Origin of the sequence: Rhodococcus sp. IEGM 1307, assembly GCF_030056915.1 — a bacterium.
Taxonomy (GTDB): domain Bacteria; phylum Actinomycetota; class Actinomycetes; order Mycobacteriales; family Mycobacteriaceae; genus Rhodococcus_F; species Rhodococcus_F opacus_D.
The window spans coordinates 1-16,737 of the sequence record NZ_JASHKW010000026.1; the positions used below are offsets into that span (position 1 = coordinate 1).

A 16,737-nucleotide genomic window follows, 5' to 3' on the forward strand; every position below is an offset into this window, starting at 1 on the left:
TCTCGATGAGTCAACGAATCAGACTTCGCGGGCATCTTGACATGAGGCAACAGGGACCCGCACCTGCCCCGCGGCTCGCGTCATGCAGCGATCGTCGCGTGCATCTCCCACACGATGATCTCGGCGCCGGTGTCGGTGGTCACCTGTTGGCCGCCGCCACCGCTGAGCCGGACGGCGTCACCCTCGGCGAGGATGCCGACGCCTTCCATCGACGCTTCGCCGCGCGCGACGAACACGTGGAGGAACGGGGCGTCGGGCAGGGTGATCGGCGCTTGCCCGGGCTGCAGACGTGCGACGTGCATTGCGGCGTACTTGTTCTTGATCCGGATCGCCGAGTGGTCCGCGTAGTGCGGCATGCCCGATGCGACGGGCACCAGTCCCCCGGCGAGCAACTCGTGGTCGATCTCGAGTTGCTCGTAACCGGGTGTGATGCCGGCTTCGTCGGGCACGACCCACATCTGGATGAAGTGGACCGGATCGGTGTGCTCGTCGGCGTGCTCACCGGTGACGCCGTCCAGTCGCCACGAGTCGTTCTTCTCCGAGTGCAGGATTCCGGTTCCGGCGCTCATGCGCTGGGCCAGTCCGGGGTAGATGACGCCGGAGTGTCCCATCGAATCCTGGTGCACCAGTGAACCCTGGAGCACCCAGGTGACGATCTCCATGTCCTGGTGGGGGTGGGTGTCGAAGCCCTGACCCGGGATGACGATGTCGTCGTTGTTGACCATGAGCACCCCGTGATGGGTGTTGGCCGGGTCGTAGTGGTTGCTGAACGAGAACGAATGCTTGGAATCCAGCCAGCCGGCGTCGGTCTTGAACCGGTCGTCGGCTCGGCGGACGTCGATGCGGGGTGGGGTGATGGCGGCAGTCATGAGCGAATCCTCTCCAGGTTTCTCAGAGCCAGGCTTCTCAGAGTCGGGGTTCTCACAGAACGTGTGAGCCGTACATTTCGCCGAGCGGGTCGGCGATGAGTTCGAGGCGGGCACCGTCGGGGTCGCGGAAGTACATCGACACCTCGCTGTGTTCGACCAATTCGACGCCGGCGTCGATCAGTTTCGTGCGCAGGTGGTTCCAGCGGCCGGGTTCGACGCTGATCGCGATGTGGTGGAGTCCGCCGAGCACTTCCCGGTACGGGCCGACGTCGAGGCCCGGGAAGTCGAAGAATGCCAGCAGGTTGCCGTTGCCGATGTCGAAGAAGAAGTGCGACGACCCGGCGTAGTCCCGGTTCTCGATCAGTTCGGTGAGCGGAAACTCGAGTAGGTCTTGATAGAACCGGACGGTGCGCTCGACGTCACTGCTGATCAGCGCGGTGTGATGGAGTCCGCGGGCCGAGGATGCGGGCCTCGACGCCACCGGCTTCAGATGCTCGGCGCGGATCCGGTCGCGTTGCTCCGCGAACCTCTGCGAACGCTCCTGCTCGTCTGTGGTGCTCATTGCCCTGCCCCTCTCCGCGGAGCGCAGTGATTGCGCTTTCAACTAAATTCAGACTACAGCAAGTCGTTGCGCTGTCAACTACTTGGGCTATGCTGGTGCTGTGGAACCGACCCGATGGCTCAGCGCCGACGAACAGAACACCTGGCGCGCCTACCTGGACGCCACACGCCTACTCCTGCAGGCGCTCGATCGACAGCTCACCCGCGACGCCGGCATCTCGTTCACGGACTTCGAACTGCTCGTCGTGCTGTCGGAGGCGCCGCAGCGGCAACTGCGGATGCGCGAACTCGCCGACGCGGTGACCACCACCCGCAGCGGCGTGACCAGGGCCATCAGCAGGCTGGTCGACACCGGCTGGGTGCGCCGCGTCGAATGCGAAGACGACAAGCGGGGAACATTGGCCGAACTGACCGACGCCGGAGCCGAGAAGCTCGCCGCCGCCAGCCCCGGACATGTCGCGGAGGTGCGACGCAACATGTTCGACCTGCTCAGCCCCCGCGACGTCGGCATCCTCGGTCACGACTTCAGCGAAATGCGCACCCACCTGCTGGAAAACCCCTGAGCCCGGAAAGGTCGACCATGAGCAGCACGGCACCCGTGAACGAGTACGTCCACATCGACAAGCAGAGTCCGGCCGTCTATCAGGCGCAAATCGGCGTCGCCAAGGCCGTCCGTCATGCGACCACCGAGGTCGGGATGGACCGGCGATTCGTCGAGCTGATCAACGTGCGCGTCTCCCAGATCAACCGCTGCGCGTACTGCCTGGACGTTCACGTCGCCGCGGCGCTCGCGGCCGGCGAGACCCAGCAGCGCCTCGCGGTTCTGCCCGCCTGGCGGGAGACGGAACTCTTCTCCGACCGGGAGGTTGCGGCGCTCACCATGGCCGAATCGATCACGACCCTCCCGGACGCGCATACCCAGGAGGCCGACTACGCGTTCGCGCGCCAGTTCCTCTCCGAGCCGGAGATCGCCACGGTGAGCTGGATCGCCGTCACCATGAACGCCTTCAACCGGATCTCCATCGTCAGCCGCCATCCGGTCCGGCCGAAGCAGTAATACCGCCGTTCACCAGCCTTTCGCAGAATTTAGTTGACTTCGCAACGACATCGGCCTAACGTAGTAGTTGCAGATTCAATTACCTCGATTTCGAGTGACCGTTCCACAGCCCAAGGAGTTTTCATGACCACCGCCACCGCCACCCTGCCCAACCTCACCGCCGGAACCTGGGCAATCGACACCGTCCACTCCACCGTCGGCTTCTCCGTCCGCCACCTGATGGTCAGCAAGGTCCGCGGCACCTTCAACGACTTCACCGGCGCGATCACCGTCGCCGAGGACGGCACCGCCGCCGTCACCGCCGAGATCCAGGTCGCGTCCATCGACACCAAGAACACCGACCGCGACGCCCACATCAAGTCCGCCGACTTCTTCGACGCCGAGCAGTACCCCACCGCCACCTTCACCTCCACCGCCGTCCGCCCCAAGGGCGACGACTACGTGGTCGAGGGCGAATTCACCCTCCACGGCGTCACCCGCCCCGTCGAGCTCGCCCTCGAGTTCAACGGCGTCAACCCCGGCATGGGCAACGGCCCGGTCGCCGGCTTCGAAGCCACCACCGTCCTCAACCGCAAGGACTTCGGCATCACCATCGACATGCCCCTCGAAGGCGGCGGAGCCGTCGTCGGCGACAAGATCACCATCACCCTCGAGATCGAGGCCGGCCTGCAGGCCTGACCCCACTCGCACCAGCGCCCCGTCATCCACCCGGATGGCGGGGCGTTTCGTCGTTAATACGACGCAACACTTTCGATCGACGTGATCCAGGTCATTGTGATCTTGGGCGGGCTCGAGTGACCCTGGCCCCTTCGATAACGGCGACTGCGAAACGAAGGTGACCACATGGGTAGCGACTCCGAACTCTCGTTCGCGCTCGACCTCACGCTGGACGAGGCGCGGCGGCGCACCGCTGTTCTCGAGGCGATCGGCGAGGACTGGGACCCCGTCGCCGTGCTCGCGGAGGAAGAGCGGGCGTACGACATGCTGTACTCCGGCCTCGACCCCGAGCAGCAGCGCATCTACGACGAGCTGGTCCAGGCGGGTGTGCTCCCGGATCGGACGGTGGGCCGTGTTACCGATTGATCCGACCGCGGACTTCTCCCGTCGCGCCTGGTTGCCCTGCCCTGGCTGCGATCACGGCTCGGACTGCCACGACTGCGGGTCCGGCCGCAATTGCGACCGGCATTGGCAGTACCTGCTGAGCAATCAGGGAACCCACGTCCATCTGCAGTGCCCCGACTGCACCCACCTGTGGAGTATCGACACTCGCCACGGGCGACCGCAGCGGCGGCGGAAGGCGGCGTAGGCGCCGGCCCACCGCTCGGTCATCCCCGACTCCGCGGCCTGTCGGCGAGCAGTTGGGTGAGCCGGTGCGCCTGGCGGAGGAGGAGTTCGCCCAGTTCGCGGCGGCGCTCCTCGCGGAACCGGCTCTCCACCCCCGTGATGCTCAGCGCCCAGGCCGGTGATCCCTGGGCGTCGAAGACGGCGGCGCCCATCCCCCAGCTGCCCTCCACCAGCAGTCCGGGATTGACGGCGTACCCGTTCAGGCGTGTCTCCGCGATGCGCTCGGCGATCTCGTCCCGCCTGTGCTGTGTTCCCCACTCGCCGGTGACGTCGGCGCGCGACAGGTAGTCGTCGATGTCGCGGTCCGGCAGGTGGGACAGGATGACCAGACCCGCCGACGCCACCCCGAGCGGTAGGCGGATGCCGACGTACAGCACGTGGGAGCGCAGCGGGAAGCTGCCCTCCTCGCTCGCGATGCAGACCGTTTCGTCGCCGCGGCGGGCGGACAGGAAGACACTCTCGCCGGTCTCGCGGGCCAGATCGCGCAGGACGTCGCGGGATCGGTCCGTGATGTCGTACCGGCTGGCCGCGAGCGAGCCGAGCAGGTATAGCTCGGGTCCCAGCGACCATTTCCCCGACTTCTGGTCGCGGTCCACCAGCCCCTCCTCGGCCAGCGAAACGAGGAGACGGTGCACGGTGGGGCGGGCGAGACCCGTCTCCCGTGCCAGGGCGGACGTCGAGGATCCCGACGATTCGAGGGCGGCGATGGCCCGGAAGAGGGCGCCCACCCGCCGAATGACCTGCGGCCGCTGCGCGTCGTCCATGACCGCAGTATACGTTCACTCAGTGAACGCTCTCCGGCACTACGTTCAAACCGCGAGCACTCTCTCCGAAACCCTTGAAATGCATGAAGCGACCCCTTTTAGTGGAGCAAAGCTCGTCGCACGAAGACGTTCATCAGGTGGACGATGAGATGCGGAAGACGGTATCGCCGGTACGGCGGCCAGGAGAAAGGATGCACATGGGATCGAGAGTGTTCGACACCCCGGAAGAAGCAGTCGCGGACGTGTCCGACGGCGCGTCGATCGCCGTGGGCGGGTTCGGCCTGTGCGGAATCCCCGACTCGCTGATCCGCGCGCTCGCCGACTCCGGTGTCGGGAATCTCGAGGTCTTCTCCAACAACTGCGGTGTGGACGACCACGGACTCGGAATTCTGCTGGGCGCCCGCCAGATTCGGCGTGTCACCGCGTCGTACGTCGGCGAGAACAAGGAATTCGCGCGTCAGTACCTTTCCGGTGAGCTCGAGGTGGAGCTGACCCCGCAGGGCACGCTGGCCGAACGCCTTCGGGCGGGCGGAGCGGGCATCCCCGCGTTCTTCACCCCCGCCGGTGTGGGCAGCCCGGTCGCCGACGGCGGACTGCCGTGGCGGTACGCCGCCGACGGTTCCGTCGCCCTCGCGTCGCCCCCGAAGGAGACCCGCGTGTTCGGCGACAAGCGCTACGTTCTCGAACTCGGCATCACCGCCGACTTCGCCCTGGTCCACGCACTGCGGGGCGACACCGCCGGCAACCTGGTATTCGACAAGTCGGCCCTGAACTTCAACCCCCTCGCGGCGATGGCCGGGAAGGTGACCATCGCGCAGGTCGAGGAACTCGTGCCCGCAGGCACCATCGATCCCGCCCAGGTGCATCTGCCCGGAGTCTTCGTTCAACGCATCGTCGAGACCGGCCCCCAGAACAAGCGGATCGAGAAGCGGACGGTCAGCAGCACGGAAGGAGCCACTCGATGACCGGCACCAACGGATGGACACGTGAGCAGATGGCCGCTCGCGCGGCCGCGGAGATGGTCGACGGCGAATACGTCAACCTCGGCATCGGACTGCCGACGCTCATTCCCGGATACCTCGGCACCGACGTCACCGTGACCCTGCATTCGGAGAACGGGATCCTCGGCACCGGCCCCTACCCCACCGACGAGAACGTCGACCCCGACCTGATCAACGCCGGCAAGGAAACGGTCACCGTCAATGCCGGTGCCGCATTCTTCGACTCCGCGCTGTCGTTCGGCATGATCCGCGGCGGCCACATCGACACCGCCGTCCTCGGCGGCATGCAGGTCTCCCGCACCGGCGACCTCGCCAACTGGATGGTCCCCGGAAAGATGGTCAAGGGCATGGGTGGCGCGATGGACCTCGTGCACGGCGCGAGCCGCGTCATCGTCCTCATGGAACACACCGACCGGGACGGCAACCCCAAGATCATCGACGCCTGCACCCTGCCGCTGACCGGCCAGGGCGTCGTCAACCGCATCATCACCAACCTCGCCGTCATCGACGTGGTCGGCGACGGCACCCTCGCTCTCCGTGAGGTCGCTCCCGGCGTCACCGTCGACGAGGTCGTCGCCGCCACCGGAACCCCCCTCGAGATCCGCGAATCCGCACTCGTCTGAGCAATATTCGTCACGACACCAAGGACAATCCCATGACTTCTTCCGCCAGGTCCGTCATCGTCGCCGGAGCCCGGACCCCCGTCGGCCGGCTGACGGGTTCGCTCGCGTCACTCTCCGGATCCGATCTCGGTGGCATCGCCATCAAGGGCGCCCTCGACAAGGCCGGGGTGGCACCGGAACTGGTGGAGTACGTGATCATGGGGCAGGTCCTCACTGCCGGTGCCGGTCAGATCCCGGCCCGGCAGGCCGCGGTCAACGCGGGCATCCCGATGTCGGTGCCCGCCTTGACCGTCAACAAGGTGTGCCTGTCGGGTCTCGACGCCATCGCGCTCGCCGACCAGCTGATCCGCGCCGGCGAATTCGATGTCGTCGTCGCCGGTGGGCAGGAGTCGATGTCCCAGGCGCCGCACCTTCTCCCGAACTCGCGGAGCGGTTTCAAGTACGGCGACACCACCCTCGTCGACCACCTCGCCTATGACGGCCTGTACGACATCTTCACCGAGCAGGCGATGGGTGCGCTCACCGAGGACCGGAACGCGAACACCGACAAGATCGGTCGCGAAGAGCAGGACGCCTTCGCCGCCGCCTCACATCAGCGCGCCGCGGCCGCGTGGAAGAACGGACTCTTCGACGACGAGGTCGTACCCGTCACCATCCCGCAGCGCCGGGGCGAGCCGCTCGTCGTCACCGAGGACGAGGGCGTCCGCGCCGACACCACCGCCGAGTCGCTGTCGAAGCTGCGGCCCGCCTTCAGCAAGAACGGCACCGTCACCGCGGGTTCCGCGTCGCAGATCTCCGACGGCGCGGCCGCCGTCGTGGTGATGAGCAAGGCCAAGGCCGAGGAGCTGGGACTCGAATGGCTCGCCGAGATCGGCGCCCACGGCGTCGTCGCCGGACCGGATTCGACGCTCCAGCAGCAGCCCGCCAATGCCATCGACAAGGCGTGCACCCGTGAGGGACTCGACCCCTCGGCGCTCGATCTCGTCGAGATCAACGAGGCCTTCGCCGCCGTCGGCATCGTGTCGACCCGGCAACTCGGAGTCGACCCGTCGAAGGTCAATGTGAACGGCGGCGCCATCGCCATCGGGCACCCGCTCGGCATGTCGGGGGCACGGGTCGTGCTGCACCTCGCGCTCGAGCTGAAGCGACGCGGTGGTGGAACCGGCGCCGCCGCTCTCTGCGGCGGCGGCGGACAGGGCGACGCCCTGCTTCTCCACGTCCCGGGCGAGTGATCACCAGTCACGCACAGTAGGTTTTGCGTCACCACCGGGTCATGATCGACCCGATGCGAGCGCGGCGACGGCCGGCGCGAACATGGTGGACTTGATGGCGCCGAGGGTGCCGGTGTCCTTCCCCGCGAGCGGCGCGATCAGGTCGACAGCGGCGCCGAGGACCGCCCCTTCGGGGGCGGTCCCGTCGACCAGCCCACTCGTCTGCGCGTCGGGGCCGCCGTAGCGGCGGCCGGTGGTCATGGCGGTGATCGCGGTCTGCGGTGTCAGCTTGGCCTGGATCAGCGCGGCCATCCCCGGGGTGAACGGAATGTGGATGTCGACCTCGGGAAAGCAGTAGTACCCGCGGTCGGACCGCATCATCCGGTAGTCGTGTGCGATTCCGAGCATGGCACCGGCGCCGAACGCGTGCCCATTGACCGCGGCCACCGTCGGCAACGGGAGCGTCAGAATCCGGCTGAACAGGGCCTGCACGCGCCCGACGTACCAGTCTGCGCGGTCACCGTTGGCCATCAGCCAGTCCAGGTCGAGGCCGTTGGAGTAGAACTTCCCGGTGGCCGTGGTGACCAGGGCCTGCGCGCCGTGGTCGTGGGCGTCGTCGAGGAGCCGGTCGACGGTGTCGAGCCACTCGGGGGAGAAACGATTCTCGTCGTCGCCGAGGTCGAGGACGGCGATCGTGTCCTGGTAGGTCAAGGTGGCGGTCATCGGGAACCTTTCGTGTTGCTGTCGTGACGTTTCCCCGGGGGCGGGGGGTCGAGAGTGAGGACGGCGCGGACCGCCGCCTCCAGGCGCAAGCGCATGGCGTCGTCCGGTTTTCGCCGGGCGTGCAGCAGCAGTCCGGTGGGGAGCCCGACGACGCACGCTTCGATCACTTCGACCGCGCGACCGTCCTTGCGCCCCCACAACGCCAGCGCCAATCGGACGAACAGTTCGACGAGGACGGAGTCGAGGCGCGACAATTCGGCAGCGACGTCCTCGGGGACCTCGGAGCCGAGCAGTTCGTCGCGGCGCACGGTGAGAAGGAGCCGCGACGACTGCGGGAATCGCTCGGCGAAGACGGCCGGGGTGTCGGCGGCCGCGACGACGGCGTCCACGGGACCGCGCCCCAGAGCCTCCTCGACCGATTCCTGTTGCAGGTCGAGAAATCGGTGCGCCGCCCGCAACCAGGCGCGCCCGACCAGCCCTCCCCGCGAGCCGAATGCGTGATAGATGGCGCCGTTGGACATCTCCGCGGCCGCGGCGACCGCGCGCAGGGTCACCGCGCTCGGTCCGCCATCGACGGCCAGCCGTTCGGCGGCATCGAGCGCGGCGTCGAGGTCGTGGACTCGTGGCCTGGGCATACGGCGAACAATAACAGATCGTGCGTTCTATTACTCGCGGGTAGGTAGCGACCGATCGCGCCGCGGGAACCGCCCGATGATTGGCTTGCCGTTGTGCGCCGAGTCACAATGGGTTAGCTTTGTTCGGACATAAACACATTACGTGTTCTGTACATGGAATACGTCGAGGAGATGTTCATGGCCAGCGATCTCACCCGAACTACCGCCCCGTCCCTGCCTGCCGACGCCCCTGGGCGGCACTCGCACAGACTCGGCATCATCGCCGTCGTCGCCACCTTCGGCGGCCTGCTATTCGGATACGACACCGGAGTCATCAACGGCGCACTCGCACCGCTGAAGGAAGACCTCCAGCTCACCTCGTTCACCGAGGGCCTGGTGGTGAGCATCCTGATCTTCGGTGCCGCGATCGGCGCTCTCATCGGCGGACGGATGTCCGACCGGTTCGGACGCCGGCACAACATCCTGGTGCTCGCGATCATCTTCATGATCGGGACGATCGGCTGCGTGCTGTCCCCGACGTGGGAGGTGCTCGCACTGTTCCGCTTCATCCTCGGCCTCGCCGTCGGCGGCGCATCCGCGACCGTGCCCGTCTACCTCTCCGAGATCTCCCCCACCGAACGACGCGGCAGCGTGGTCTCCCGCAACGAGGTCATGATCGTCGTCGGACAGTTCGCCGCATTCGTGATCAACGCCATCATCTTCAACATCTGGGGCGAGCACGAGAACGTCTGGCGCTTCATGCTTCTGGTCGCCGTCATTCCGGCCATCTTCCTGTTCGCCGGAATGCTGCGGATGCCGGAGAGCCCGCGCTGGCTGATGTCGCAGGACCGGCACGACGAAGCGCTCGCCGTGCTTCTCCAGGTTCGGTCCCCGGTGCGGGCACGTGCCGAGTTGGAGGAAGTTCGGGCGCTCGCCGAGGAAGAGAAGCTCTCACAGACCGGCGGGGCCGCCGACCTGTCGGTGAAGTGGATCCGCCGCCTCATCTTCATCGGCGTCGGCCTCGGAGTGTTCCAGCAGGCCACCGGCATCAACTCGGTGATGTACTACGGCACCCAGCTGCTCGGCGACGCCGGATTCTCCTCCAACGCCGCCATCGTCGCGAACACCCTCAACGGTCTGTTCAGCGTGCTCGGCGTCCTCACCGGCGTCGCCCTGATCAACCGGATCGACCGTCGGAAGATGCTCATCGGCGGCTTCACCCTCACCACCACGTTCCACGTGCTCGTCGGCCTGTCCGCGTTCCTGCTGCCCGACGGCACGCTCAAGGCATACCTGATCCTGACGTTCGTGGTGCTGTTCGTCTTCTCGATGCAGGCCACGATCGGCCCCCTGGTGTGGCTGATGCTGTCGGAGATCTTCCCGCTGAAGATCCGCAGCTTCGCCATCGGTGTCTGCATCTTCGCGCTGTGGATCGCCAACGCGGTTGTCGCGCTGCTCTTCCCACCCGTCGTGGCCGCACTGGGAATCGGTGCCACGTTCTTCATCTTCGCCGGCCTCGGCGTGCTGGCTCTCGTCTTCATCAAAACCCAGGTCCCGGAGACCCGTGGCCGCTCGCTCGAGGAACTCGAAGATCAGTTCCGGCGCGACTACTCGTGACAGTCGCCGCACCGTGTCCCCTGAAAGGTTGATCCCATGACAGTGCTCGTAGCCGTGACCGACTCCTCCGAAGGATCGCACGCCCTCCTCGCCGGCAAGAAGGAAGCCGCGATGCTGGGTGCCGACCTCCTGGTGGTGAACCTCTCCCTCACCGAACCCGAAGAGGTGCACACTCTCGCCGACGACGGTGTGACCGTCCTCGACCGCATCGGACGCGGAGACCGCGATCCCGCGACCGCCGTGCTCGACCTGCTCGACGAACGACCCGACATCGAACGACTCGTGATCGGCGTCAAACGACGCAGCGCGGTCGGCAAGGCGCTGCTCGGCAGCGTGAGCCAGCGCCTCATCCTGCAATCCCCGATCCCCGTCCTCGCGGTCAAAACCCCTCAGTAGGAGCCGAGTTGAGCAAGCAAGGGAGCCTGCGCCTGGTCGCGGGCATGGTCGGCGGCGGGCAGGGCGCCGACATCGGCAAGACCCACCGCTACGCGATGCGCCTCGACGACCGATACGACCTGCACGCGGGGGTCTTCGGGCGAGACGGCGCATCGTCGGCGCGGATCGCCGAGAGTCTCGGTGTGCCGGCCGACCGCACCTATCGCGACTACCGGGAGATGGCGGAACGGGAATCCGCCCGCGAGGACGGCGTCGACGTGGTCGCCGTGACCACGCCGAACGACAGCCACTTCGTCATCGCGCGCACGTTCCTGGAGGCGGGCATCTCGGTGGTGTGCGAAAAGCCCCTCACGCCCGACTCGGCGTCGGCTGCGGAACTGGTCGCGATCGCCGAGTCGTCCGGTGCGATTCTCGCCGTCCCGCACTGCTATTCGGCGTATGCGATGGTCCGGCAGGCGGCCCGGATGGTGCGCGACGGCGACCTCGGCCGGATCCGATTCGCCGCGGTCGAGCACGCGTCCGGTTGGGCCGCGGCACCCGTCGAACTCGGCGAGCACCGGCAGGCACGCTGGCGCACCGACCCCGGCGTCGCGGGATTCCCCAGCGTCGTCGGCGATCTCGGCACCCACGCCTTCCACCTCCTGCGGTACATCACCGGACTCGAAGCCACCAGGGTGTCTGCCGAACTGGACACCCTCGTCCCCGGACGGCGGGTGTTCGACAACGCTACCGTTCGCCTCACCCTCTCCAACGGGGCACCCGCGACACTGTGGGCGAGCATGGCCGCCACCGGCAACGAGCACGGCCTGCGCATCCGGGTGTTCGGCGACACCGCGAGCATCGAATGGCGACATGAGGACCCCCCGCACCTGACGGTGCGCGACCTCGACGGTGGCACGACGATCCTCGCGCAGGGGATGCGCACGCTGTCCGAGGACGCCGGCCGGCTCACCCGCCCCGGCCTGGGACATCCCGAAGGCTTCCTCGAGGCGTTCGCGAACTTCTACCGTGATCTCGCGGACGAACTCCGCGCCCGCCGCGACGACACCCCCACCACCGTCCGCGATCTGTCCTTCCCCACCGGACGCGACGGGCTGATCGGCGTGCAGTTCGTCGAGGCGACGGCCGCCTCGCACGCCGCCGACTCCGCCTGGGTGGTTCCCGCTTTCGCACTCGACAGGGTCGGTATCTGACATGCAGCGTTTCGCCCTCATCGGAGCCGGATTCATCGGTGGAGTGCACGGCGCCAACCTCGCCGCGCACCCCGACGTCGACCTGGCCCTCGTCTTCGACATCGACCTCGCTCGCGCGACGGACCTCGCCAAGCGGCACGGCAGCCGTGCGACGACCGATCTCGCGGAAGTCTTCGACCCCACGGCAATCGACGCCGTCTTCATCGCGTCGTCCACCGACACCCACGGCGAGCACCTTCGCGCCGCGGCGACGGCGGGGATCCCGGCCCTGTGCGAGAAGCCGATCGACCTCGATCTCGCGCGCGCCGTCGACATCGTGCGCTTCGCCGAGACCCGATCGCTGCGGGCGATGGTCGATTTCAACCGCCGCTTCGACCGCGACTACGCCGAACTGCAGCGGGTGGTCGCGTCCGGTGAGATCGGTTCGGTCGAGCTGATCCAGATGACCAGCCGCGGTCCGGCGATGCCGCCGCTCGAGTACGTCGCGGTCTCGGGTGGGCAGATGCGTGACCAGACCGTCCACTTCTTCGACCTGGCTCGGTGGATCTCCGGGCTCGACCCCGAGTCCGTCTTCGCGACCGGTTCCACGCTCGCCGAACCCCGCCTCGCCGAGTACGGCGACGTCGACACGTCGGCAGTCACCCTGCGTCTGCCCGGCGGCGCGCTCGTCCAGATCGACTGCACCCGGCGGATCGGCTACGGCTACGACGAACGCATCGAGGTGCTCGGTTCGACCGGCATGGTCGAAGCACGCCGTCAGCGCGCCGGATCCGTTTCCCGGTACAGCGCGGGCCGCGTCGTCGACGACGGCTTGCACGCGGGATGGTTCGAACGGATCAGAGGCAGCTACCGCACCGCGCTCGACCACTTCGTCGACGCGCTGGAAAACGGTGCCGCGATCGGCCCGACCCTGGCGGAGGCGCTGAAGGCGCAGGCGATCGCCGAAGCCGCGACGCGCTCACTCACCAGCGGCCGGATGGAACCGATCGAGTACCCGGCCTGAACCCGGTCACACCGGGTCACCGAGCACGACGACGTCGGCGCGGGCGCGGCCGGGCGCGACCAACGCGGTGTTGCGTTCGTCGCTGCGCCGCACCCACTCTCGCGCATCGTCGGGCGACTTGCCGAACCGGATGTGCCGCTCGACGAGCCGGGTGACGCGCTCCTCGTCGTCCGGCGCGAGGAACCATGCCTCGTCGAGCAGGTCACGCACCCTCGCCCACGGCTGCTCGTCGAGGAGCAGGTAGTTGCCCTCGGTGATCACCAGCGGCACGTCCGGCGGGACGGCGATCGACCCGGCGTAGGACTCCTCGACGTCGCGGTGGAACTTCGGGGCGTACACCGTCTCGCCGCCGGGTTCACGCAGCCGGCGCAGCAGGGCCACGTAGCCGGCGGCGTCGAACGTGTCGGGTGCGCCCTTGCGGCCGGCCCGGCCGAGGCGGACCAGTTCCGCACCCGCCAGGTGGAATCCATCCATCGGCACCACCACCGCGGACGGTCCCAGCGCCGCCAGCACTGCCGCGGCAACGGTGCTCTTGCCTGAGCCCGGAGGTCCGGCGATACCGAGAATCCGGCGCGTGCCCGGCTCGGTCAGCGCCCGGGCGCGCGCAATCAGTCCCGGCAGTCCACCCTCATACCGCACCGGACCGCCAGTCGTGCCCATTGCGTGCTCGTCGTCCATAGGCAGACCCACCGTGGGCGGGTAGTAGAAGCCTTTCGCCCGCGCATCGTCGGTGAGCCGCGACCCACCGGTGACGACCTTGCCGCCCTCCTCCTGGGCCAGTTCGACGTAGCCGTGCACCTTCTCGAGGTGTCTTTGCTCGATCAGCGGGCCGAGGAAATTCGACGGGTCTTTCGGGTCGCCGACGGTGAGTTTCTTCGCCTCCTCGGTGAACCGGTCGAGGAATTCGTCCATGATCGAGTTCTGCACCAGCAGGCGGGAGCCGGACAGGCACACCTGCCCGTTGCCGCCGAAGATCGCCCGGATCGCCATCGGAACAGCGACGTCGAGGTCGGCGTCGTCGAAGACGATGTTCGCGGACTTGCCGCCCATCTCCGCCGAGACCGGGGTGTGGTTCACCGCGGCGGCCTGGAGGATCCGCACGCCGGTGGCGCTCGAACCGGTGAACGTGATCCGGTCGACCCTCGGGTCCGCGGTGAGCGGACCGGCGACGGCCTCGCCCCCGAATCCGTGGACCACGTTGAGTACGCCTTCGGGAAGGCCGGCCTCGAGGGCGAGTTGCGCGAACCGGTGCGCGGTGAGCGGCGTCTGCGGTGCGGGTTTGAGAACGGTGGTGTTGCCGAAGGCCAATGCGGGGGCGATCTTCCACGTCGCGAGCATCAGCGGCGCGTTCCACGGGCTGATCGCCGACACCACCCCGGCGGGTGGGTACAAAACGTAGGAGAGCAGGTCGCCGTCCTGGTAGGCCTCGTTGGCGGCCATCGACACATAGTCGGCGAAGAACCGCAGATTGTGTGCCACCCGCGGGATCTCGGCGTGCAGGGACTGGTTGATGCTCTTGCCGCCGTCACGGGTCTCGATCAGCGCGAGTTCCTCACGGTGTTCGTCGACCTTGTCGGCTACTGCGTGCAGGATCTTCGCACGCTCCTTCGGCGACATCCGCGGCCACGGACCGTCATCGAATGCGGTGCGGGCTGCGGTGATCGCGGCCTCGCCGTCGTCGGCGGTTCCGCGGGGGACCGTCCCGAGCAGTGAACCGTCGTGCGGATCACGGGTTTCGAAGGTCGCCCCGTCCGAGGCGGCCACCCAGTCGCCACCGATGAGGTGACGAACCTCGGTCGCCCCGGTTACGGATTCCGTCGTGGTCATGGTGCTCCTTGCCTGTCAGACCCCGGCCGGGGCCGGGGTCTCGTAGGTGCGGCCTGCGAGTTCGGAGGCGACGTCGATGATCATGTCTTCCTGACCACCGATGACACCGCGACGGCCGAGTTCCATGAGGATGTCGCGGGCGGGCACCCCGAACTTCTTCGCGGCCCGCTTGGTGGGGTGGAAGAACGTGGAGTACACACCGGCGTAGCCGAGGACCAGTGCGGTCTCGTCGACGATCTGCGGTTCCTTCATCAGCGGTGCGACGATGTGTTCGGCGGTGTCGATGAGCGGGAAAAGGTCGACCCCGGTGTCCCAGCCGGCGCGTTCGAACGCGGCGGCGAGGACCTCGGTCTGCGCGTTGCCGGCGCTGGCGCCGAGACCGCGCAGGGACCCGTCGATGAACGTGGCCCCGTTCTCCGCGGCGGTCAGCGCGTTGGCGATCCCGACACCGAGGTTGTTGTGGGCGTGGAACCCGATGTCCGCGGTGATCGCCTGCCGCAGAGCGGCGACCCGGTCCCCGGCGTGCCGGGGAACCATGGCACCGGCGGAGTCGACGACGTAGACGACGTCGGCACCATAGGAGTCGAGTTTGGCGGCCTGCTCGGCCAGCGGCTCGGGCTCGAGCTTGTGGCTCATCATCAGGAACGTCATCACCGTCAGCCCCTGCTCCTTGGCCCACTCGACCGGCTGCTGCCCGCAGTCGGCCTCGGTGCAGTGCACCGCGATGCGGACGGTCTTGATGCCGGCGTCGATGGCCTTCTGCAGTTCGGCGAGCGTCGCGATGCCGGGCACGTAGAGGGCGGCGATGTCGGCGTTCTCGACGGCGTCGACGGCGGCGCGGACGTAGTCCGGGTCGGTGGCGGCGGCGAACCCGTACTGGATGGACGAGGCGCCGAGACCGATGCCGTGCGCGACCTCGATGGTCGACACTCCGGCCTTGTCGAGCCCGCGGGCGATGTCGGCCACGTTCTGCGGGGTGAACTGGTGCGAGACGGAGGACATGCCGTCGCGCAGGGTGGTGTCGACGATCGTGACTTTCTTACTCACTGTGCTGCTCCCTGGACGAGGTTCTGCTGGGCCATGACGTCGGCGACCTGGACGGCGGCGGCGGTGATGATGTCGAGGTTGCCGGCGTAGGTGGGCAGGTAGTCGCCGGCGCCGACGACCTCGAGCATGACGGTGACCAGGTCGCCGTCGACGTCGACCAGACGTAGCGAGTAGCCGGGGACGTACCGCTGGACCTTGGCGACCATGTCGACCACGGCGCGTTCGATGGCGGCCGGGTCGGGGTTGCGGACCTTGGCGTAGACGGTGTCGCGCATGTTCATCGGCGGCTCGGCCGGGTTGATCACCGAGATCGCCTTGGCATGGTCGGCGCCGGCCACCTGGGCGAGGGCCTTCCCGGTCTTTTCGCTGAATTCGCTGAGGTTCTGCCGGGTGCCGGGGCCGGCACTGTGGGAGGCGATGGCGGCGACGATCTCGCCGTAGGAGGCGTCGGCGACCTCGTTGATGGCGTAGAGGATCGGAATGGTGGCCTGGCCGGCGCAGCTGACCATGTTCACGTTGGGTGCGCTCAGGTGCGCGTCGAGGTTGACCGCGGGGACGACGTACGGGCCGACCGAGGCCGGGGTGAGGTCGATGGCGGTGATTCCGGCGTCGGCGTAGCGCGGCGCCGCGGCGGCGTGGATCTTCGCCGACGTCGCCTCGAACACGAAGTCCGGCAGTTCCGGTTGGGCCAGGAGCCAGTCGAGTCCGCCGGCGGAGGCTTCGAGGCCCTCCTGGCGGGCCCGGGCCAATCCCTCGCTGTCGGGGTCGATGCCCACCATGCACACGGGTTCGACGTGCTCGGACCGCAGCAGCTTGTACATCAGATCCGTACCGATGTTCCCGGATCCGACGATCGCGGCTTTCAATCGACTCATCTTCTAGGCCTT

Annotated in this window: 19 protein-coding genes and 1 pseudogene; 11 read left to right on the forward strand and 9 right to left on the reverse strand. The window is 67.7% G+C overall.

Features of this window, described 5'->3' with window-relative positions; genetic code table 11:
• Positions 1–80: 80 nt before the first annotated feature.
• A complete protein-coding gene (locus tag QM841_RS36155) occupies positions 81–869 on the reverse strand; it encodes a pirin family protein (protein WP_009476980.1) in 789 nt (262 codons plus the stop codon).
• Positions 870–921: 52 nt separating this feature from the next.
• Complete coding sequence (locus tag QM841_RS36160; protein ID WP_283335695.1) at positions 922–1,431, reverse strand: VOC family protein; 510 nt, start codon at positions 1,429–1,431, stop codon at positions 922–924.
• A 100-nt stretch (positions 1,432–1,531) separates the two neighbouring features.
• Here QM841_RS36160 and QM841_RS36165 point away from each other — a divergent pair, with 100 nt between their 5' ends.
• The 4 genes from QM841_RS36165 (at position 1,532) to QM841_RS36180 (ending at position 3,570) form a co-directional block, all read left to right on the forward strand.
• Positions 1,532–1,993, forward strand: coding sequence for a MarR family winged helix-turn-helix transcriptional regulator (locus QM841_RS36165; protein ID WP_009476979.1), 462 nt, complete (start codon positions 1,532–1,534; stop codon positions 1,991–1,993).
• Between the two features lie 17 nt (positions 1,994–2,010).
• Positions 2,011–2,487, forward strand: a complete 477-nt coding sequence (locus QM841_RS36170) for a carboxymuconolactone decarboxylase family protein (protein ID WP_283335696.1) — start codon at positions 2,011–2,013, stop codon at positions 2,485–2,487.
• Between the two features lie 123 nt (positions 2,488–2,610).
• Positions 2,611–3,165 carry a YceI family protein gene (locus QM841_RS36175; RefSeq protein WP_283330859.1) on the forward strand — a complete coding sequence of 185 codons (555 nt, stop codon included), beginning with the start codon at positions 2,611–2,613 and terminating at the stop codon, positions 3,163–3,165.
• 165 nt (positions 3,166–3,330) lie between these two features.
• Positions 3,331–3,570, forward strand: coding sequence for a DUF6400 family protein (locus QM841_RS36180; protein WP_005237803.1), 240 nt, complete (start codon positions 3,331–3,333; stop codon positions 3,568–3,570).
• Positions 3,571–3,812: 242 nt separating this feature from the next.
• On the opposite strand, the gene QM841_RS36185 is transcribed toward QM841_RS36180, so the two are convergent.
• Complete coding sequence (locus tag QM841_RS36185; protein ID WP_009476976.1) at positions 3,813–4,595, reverse strand: IclR family transcriptional regulator; 783 nt, start codon at positions 4,593–4,595, stop codon at positions 3,813–3,815.
• Between the two features lie 197 nt (positions 4,596–4,792).
• On the opposite strand from QM841_RS36185, the gene QM841_RS36190 reads away from it, so the two are divergent.
• The 3 genes from QM841_RS36190 to QM841_RS36200 are packed head-to-tail and all read left to right on the forward strand — an operon-like array spanning position 4,793 to position 7,451.
• The gene (locus QM841_RS36190) at positions 4,793–5,560 is read left to right on the forward strand and encodes a CoA transferase subunit A (RefSeq protein WP_016884572.1); all 768 of its coding nucleotides are present in this window, start codon (positions 4,793–4,795) and stop codon (positions 5,558–5,560) included.
• A complete protein-coding gene (locus tag QM841_RS36195) occupies positions 5,557–6,219 on the forward strand; it encodes a 3-oxoacid CoA-transferase subunit B (RefSeq protein WP_005260718.1) in 663 nt (220 codons plus the stop codon). The genes QM841_RS36190 and QM841_RS36195 overlap by 4 nt, the downstream gene beginning before the upstream one ends.
• Positions 6,220–6,251: 32 nt before the next feature.
• Complete coding sequence (locus QM841_RS36200; protein ID WP_105414646.1) at positions 6,252–7,451, forward strand: acetyl-CoA C-acetyltransferase; 1,200 nt, start codon at positions 6,252–6,254, stop codon at positions 7,449–7,451.
• A gap of 39 nt (positions 7,452–7,490) precedes the next feature.
• On the opposite strand, the gene QM841_RS36205 is transcribed toward QM841_RS36200, so the two are convergent.
• Positions 7,491–8,153, reverse strand: a complete 663-nt coding sequence (locus QM841_RS36205; RefSeq protein WP_283335698.1) for an enoyl-CoA hydratase-related protein — start codon at positions 8,151–8,153, stop codon at positions 7,491–7,493.
• Positions 8,150–8,788, reverse strand: a complete 639-nt coding sequence (locus tag QM841_RS36210; RefSeq protein ID WP_283335699.1) for a TetR family transcriptional regulator — start codon at positions 8,786–8,788, stop codon at positions 8,150–8,152. Before QM841_RS36210 ends, QM841_RS36205 begins: the two co-directional genes overlap by 4 nt.
• A gap of 153 nt (positions 8,789–8,941) precedes the next feature.
• Here QM841_RS36210 and QM841_RS36215 point away from each other — a divergent pair, with 153 nt between their 5' ends.
• From QM841_RS36215 to QM841_RS36230, 4 genes are read left to right on the forward strand one after another with little or no spacing between them, the layout of a single operon-like run.
• Positions 8,942–10,384 (forward strand): sugar porter family MFS transporter, encoded by a 1,443-nt coding sequence (locus QM841_RS36215; protein ID WP_283335700.1) that lies wholly within the window; start codon positions 8,942–8,944, stop codon positions 10,382–10,384.
• A 36-nt stretch (positions 10,385–10,420) separates the two neighbouring features.
• Positions 10,421–10,780: a universal stress protein gene (locus QM841_RS36220; protein WP_009476970.1), complete on the forward strand. Its 360-nt coding sequence runs from the start codon at positions 10,421–10,423 to the stop codon at positions 10,778–10,780.
• Between the two features lie 8 nt (positions 10,781–10,788).
• The gene (locus QM841_RS36225) at positions 10,789–11,973 is read left to right on the forward strand and encodes a Gfo/Idh/MocA family protein (protein ID WP_283335701.1); all 1,185 of its coding nucleotides are present in this window, start codon (positions 10,789–10,791) and stop codon (positions 11,971–11,973) included.
• Position 11,974: 1 nt separating this feature from the next.
• Positions 11,975–12,976, forward strand: coding sequence for a Gfo/Idh/MocA family protein (locus QM841_RS36230; RefSeq protein ID WP_283335702.1), 1,002 nt, complete (start codon positions 11,975–11,977; stop codon positions 12,974–12,976).
• Between the two features lie 6 nt (positions 12,977–12,982).
• Here the strand turns inward: QM841_RS36230 and QM841_RS36235 are convergent, their stop codons facing one another.
• The 4 genes and pseudogenes from QM841_RS36235 to QM841_RS36250 form a co-directional block, all read right to left on the reverse strand.
• Positions 12,983–13,636 (reverse strand): nucleoside/nucleotide kinase family protein, encoded by a 654-nt coding sequence (locus QM841_RS36235; protein WP_283335814.1) that lies wholly within the window; start codon positions 13,634–13,636, stop codon positions 12,983–12,985.
• A pseudogene (locus QM841_RS36240) lies at positions 13,613–14,803 on the reverse strand (aldehyde dehydrogenase family protein); the annotation flags it as partial. The gene QM841_RS36235 and the pseudogene QM841_RS36240, both read right to left, overlap by 24 nt.
• Before the next feature lie 15 nt (positions 14,804–14,818).
• A complete protein-coding gene (dmpG, locus tag QM841_RS36245; protein ID WP_283335703.1) occupies positions 14,819–15,850 on the reverse strand; it encodes a 4-hydroxy-2-oxovalerate aldolase in 1,032 nt (343 codons plus the stop codon).
• Positions 15,847–16,725 carry an acetaldehyde dehydrogenase (acetylating) gene (locus QM841_RS36250; RefSeq protein WP_283335704.1) on the reverse strand — a complete coding sequence of 293 codons (879 nt, stop codon included), beginning with the start codon at positions 16,723–16,725 and terminating at the stop codon, positions 15,847–15,849. The genes dmpG and QM841_RS36250 overlap by 4 nt, the downstream gene beginning before the upstream one ends.
• Positions 16,726–16,737 lie beyond the last annotated feature (12 nt).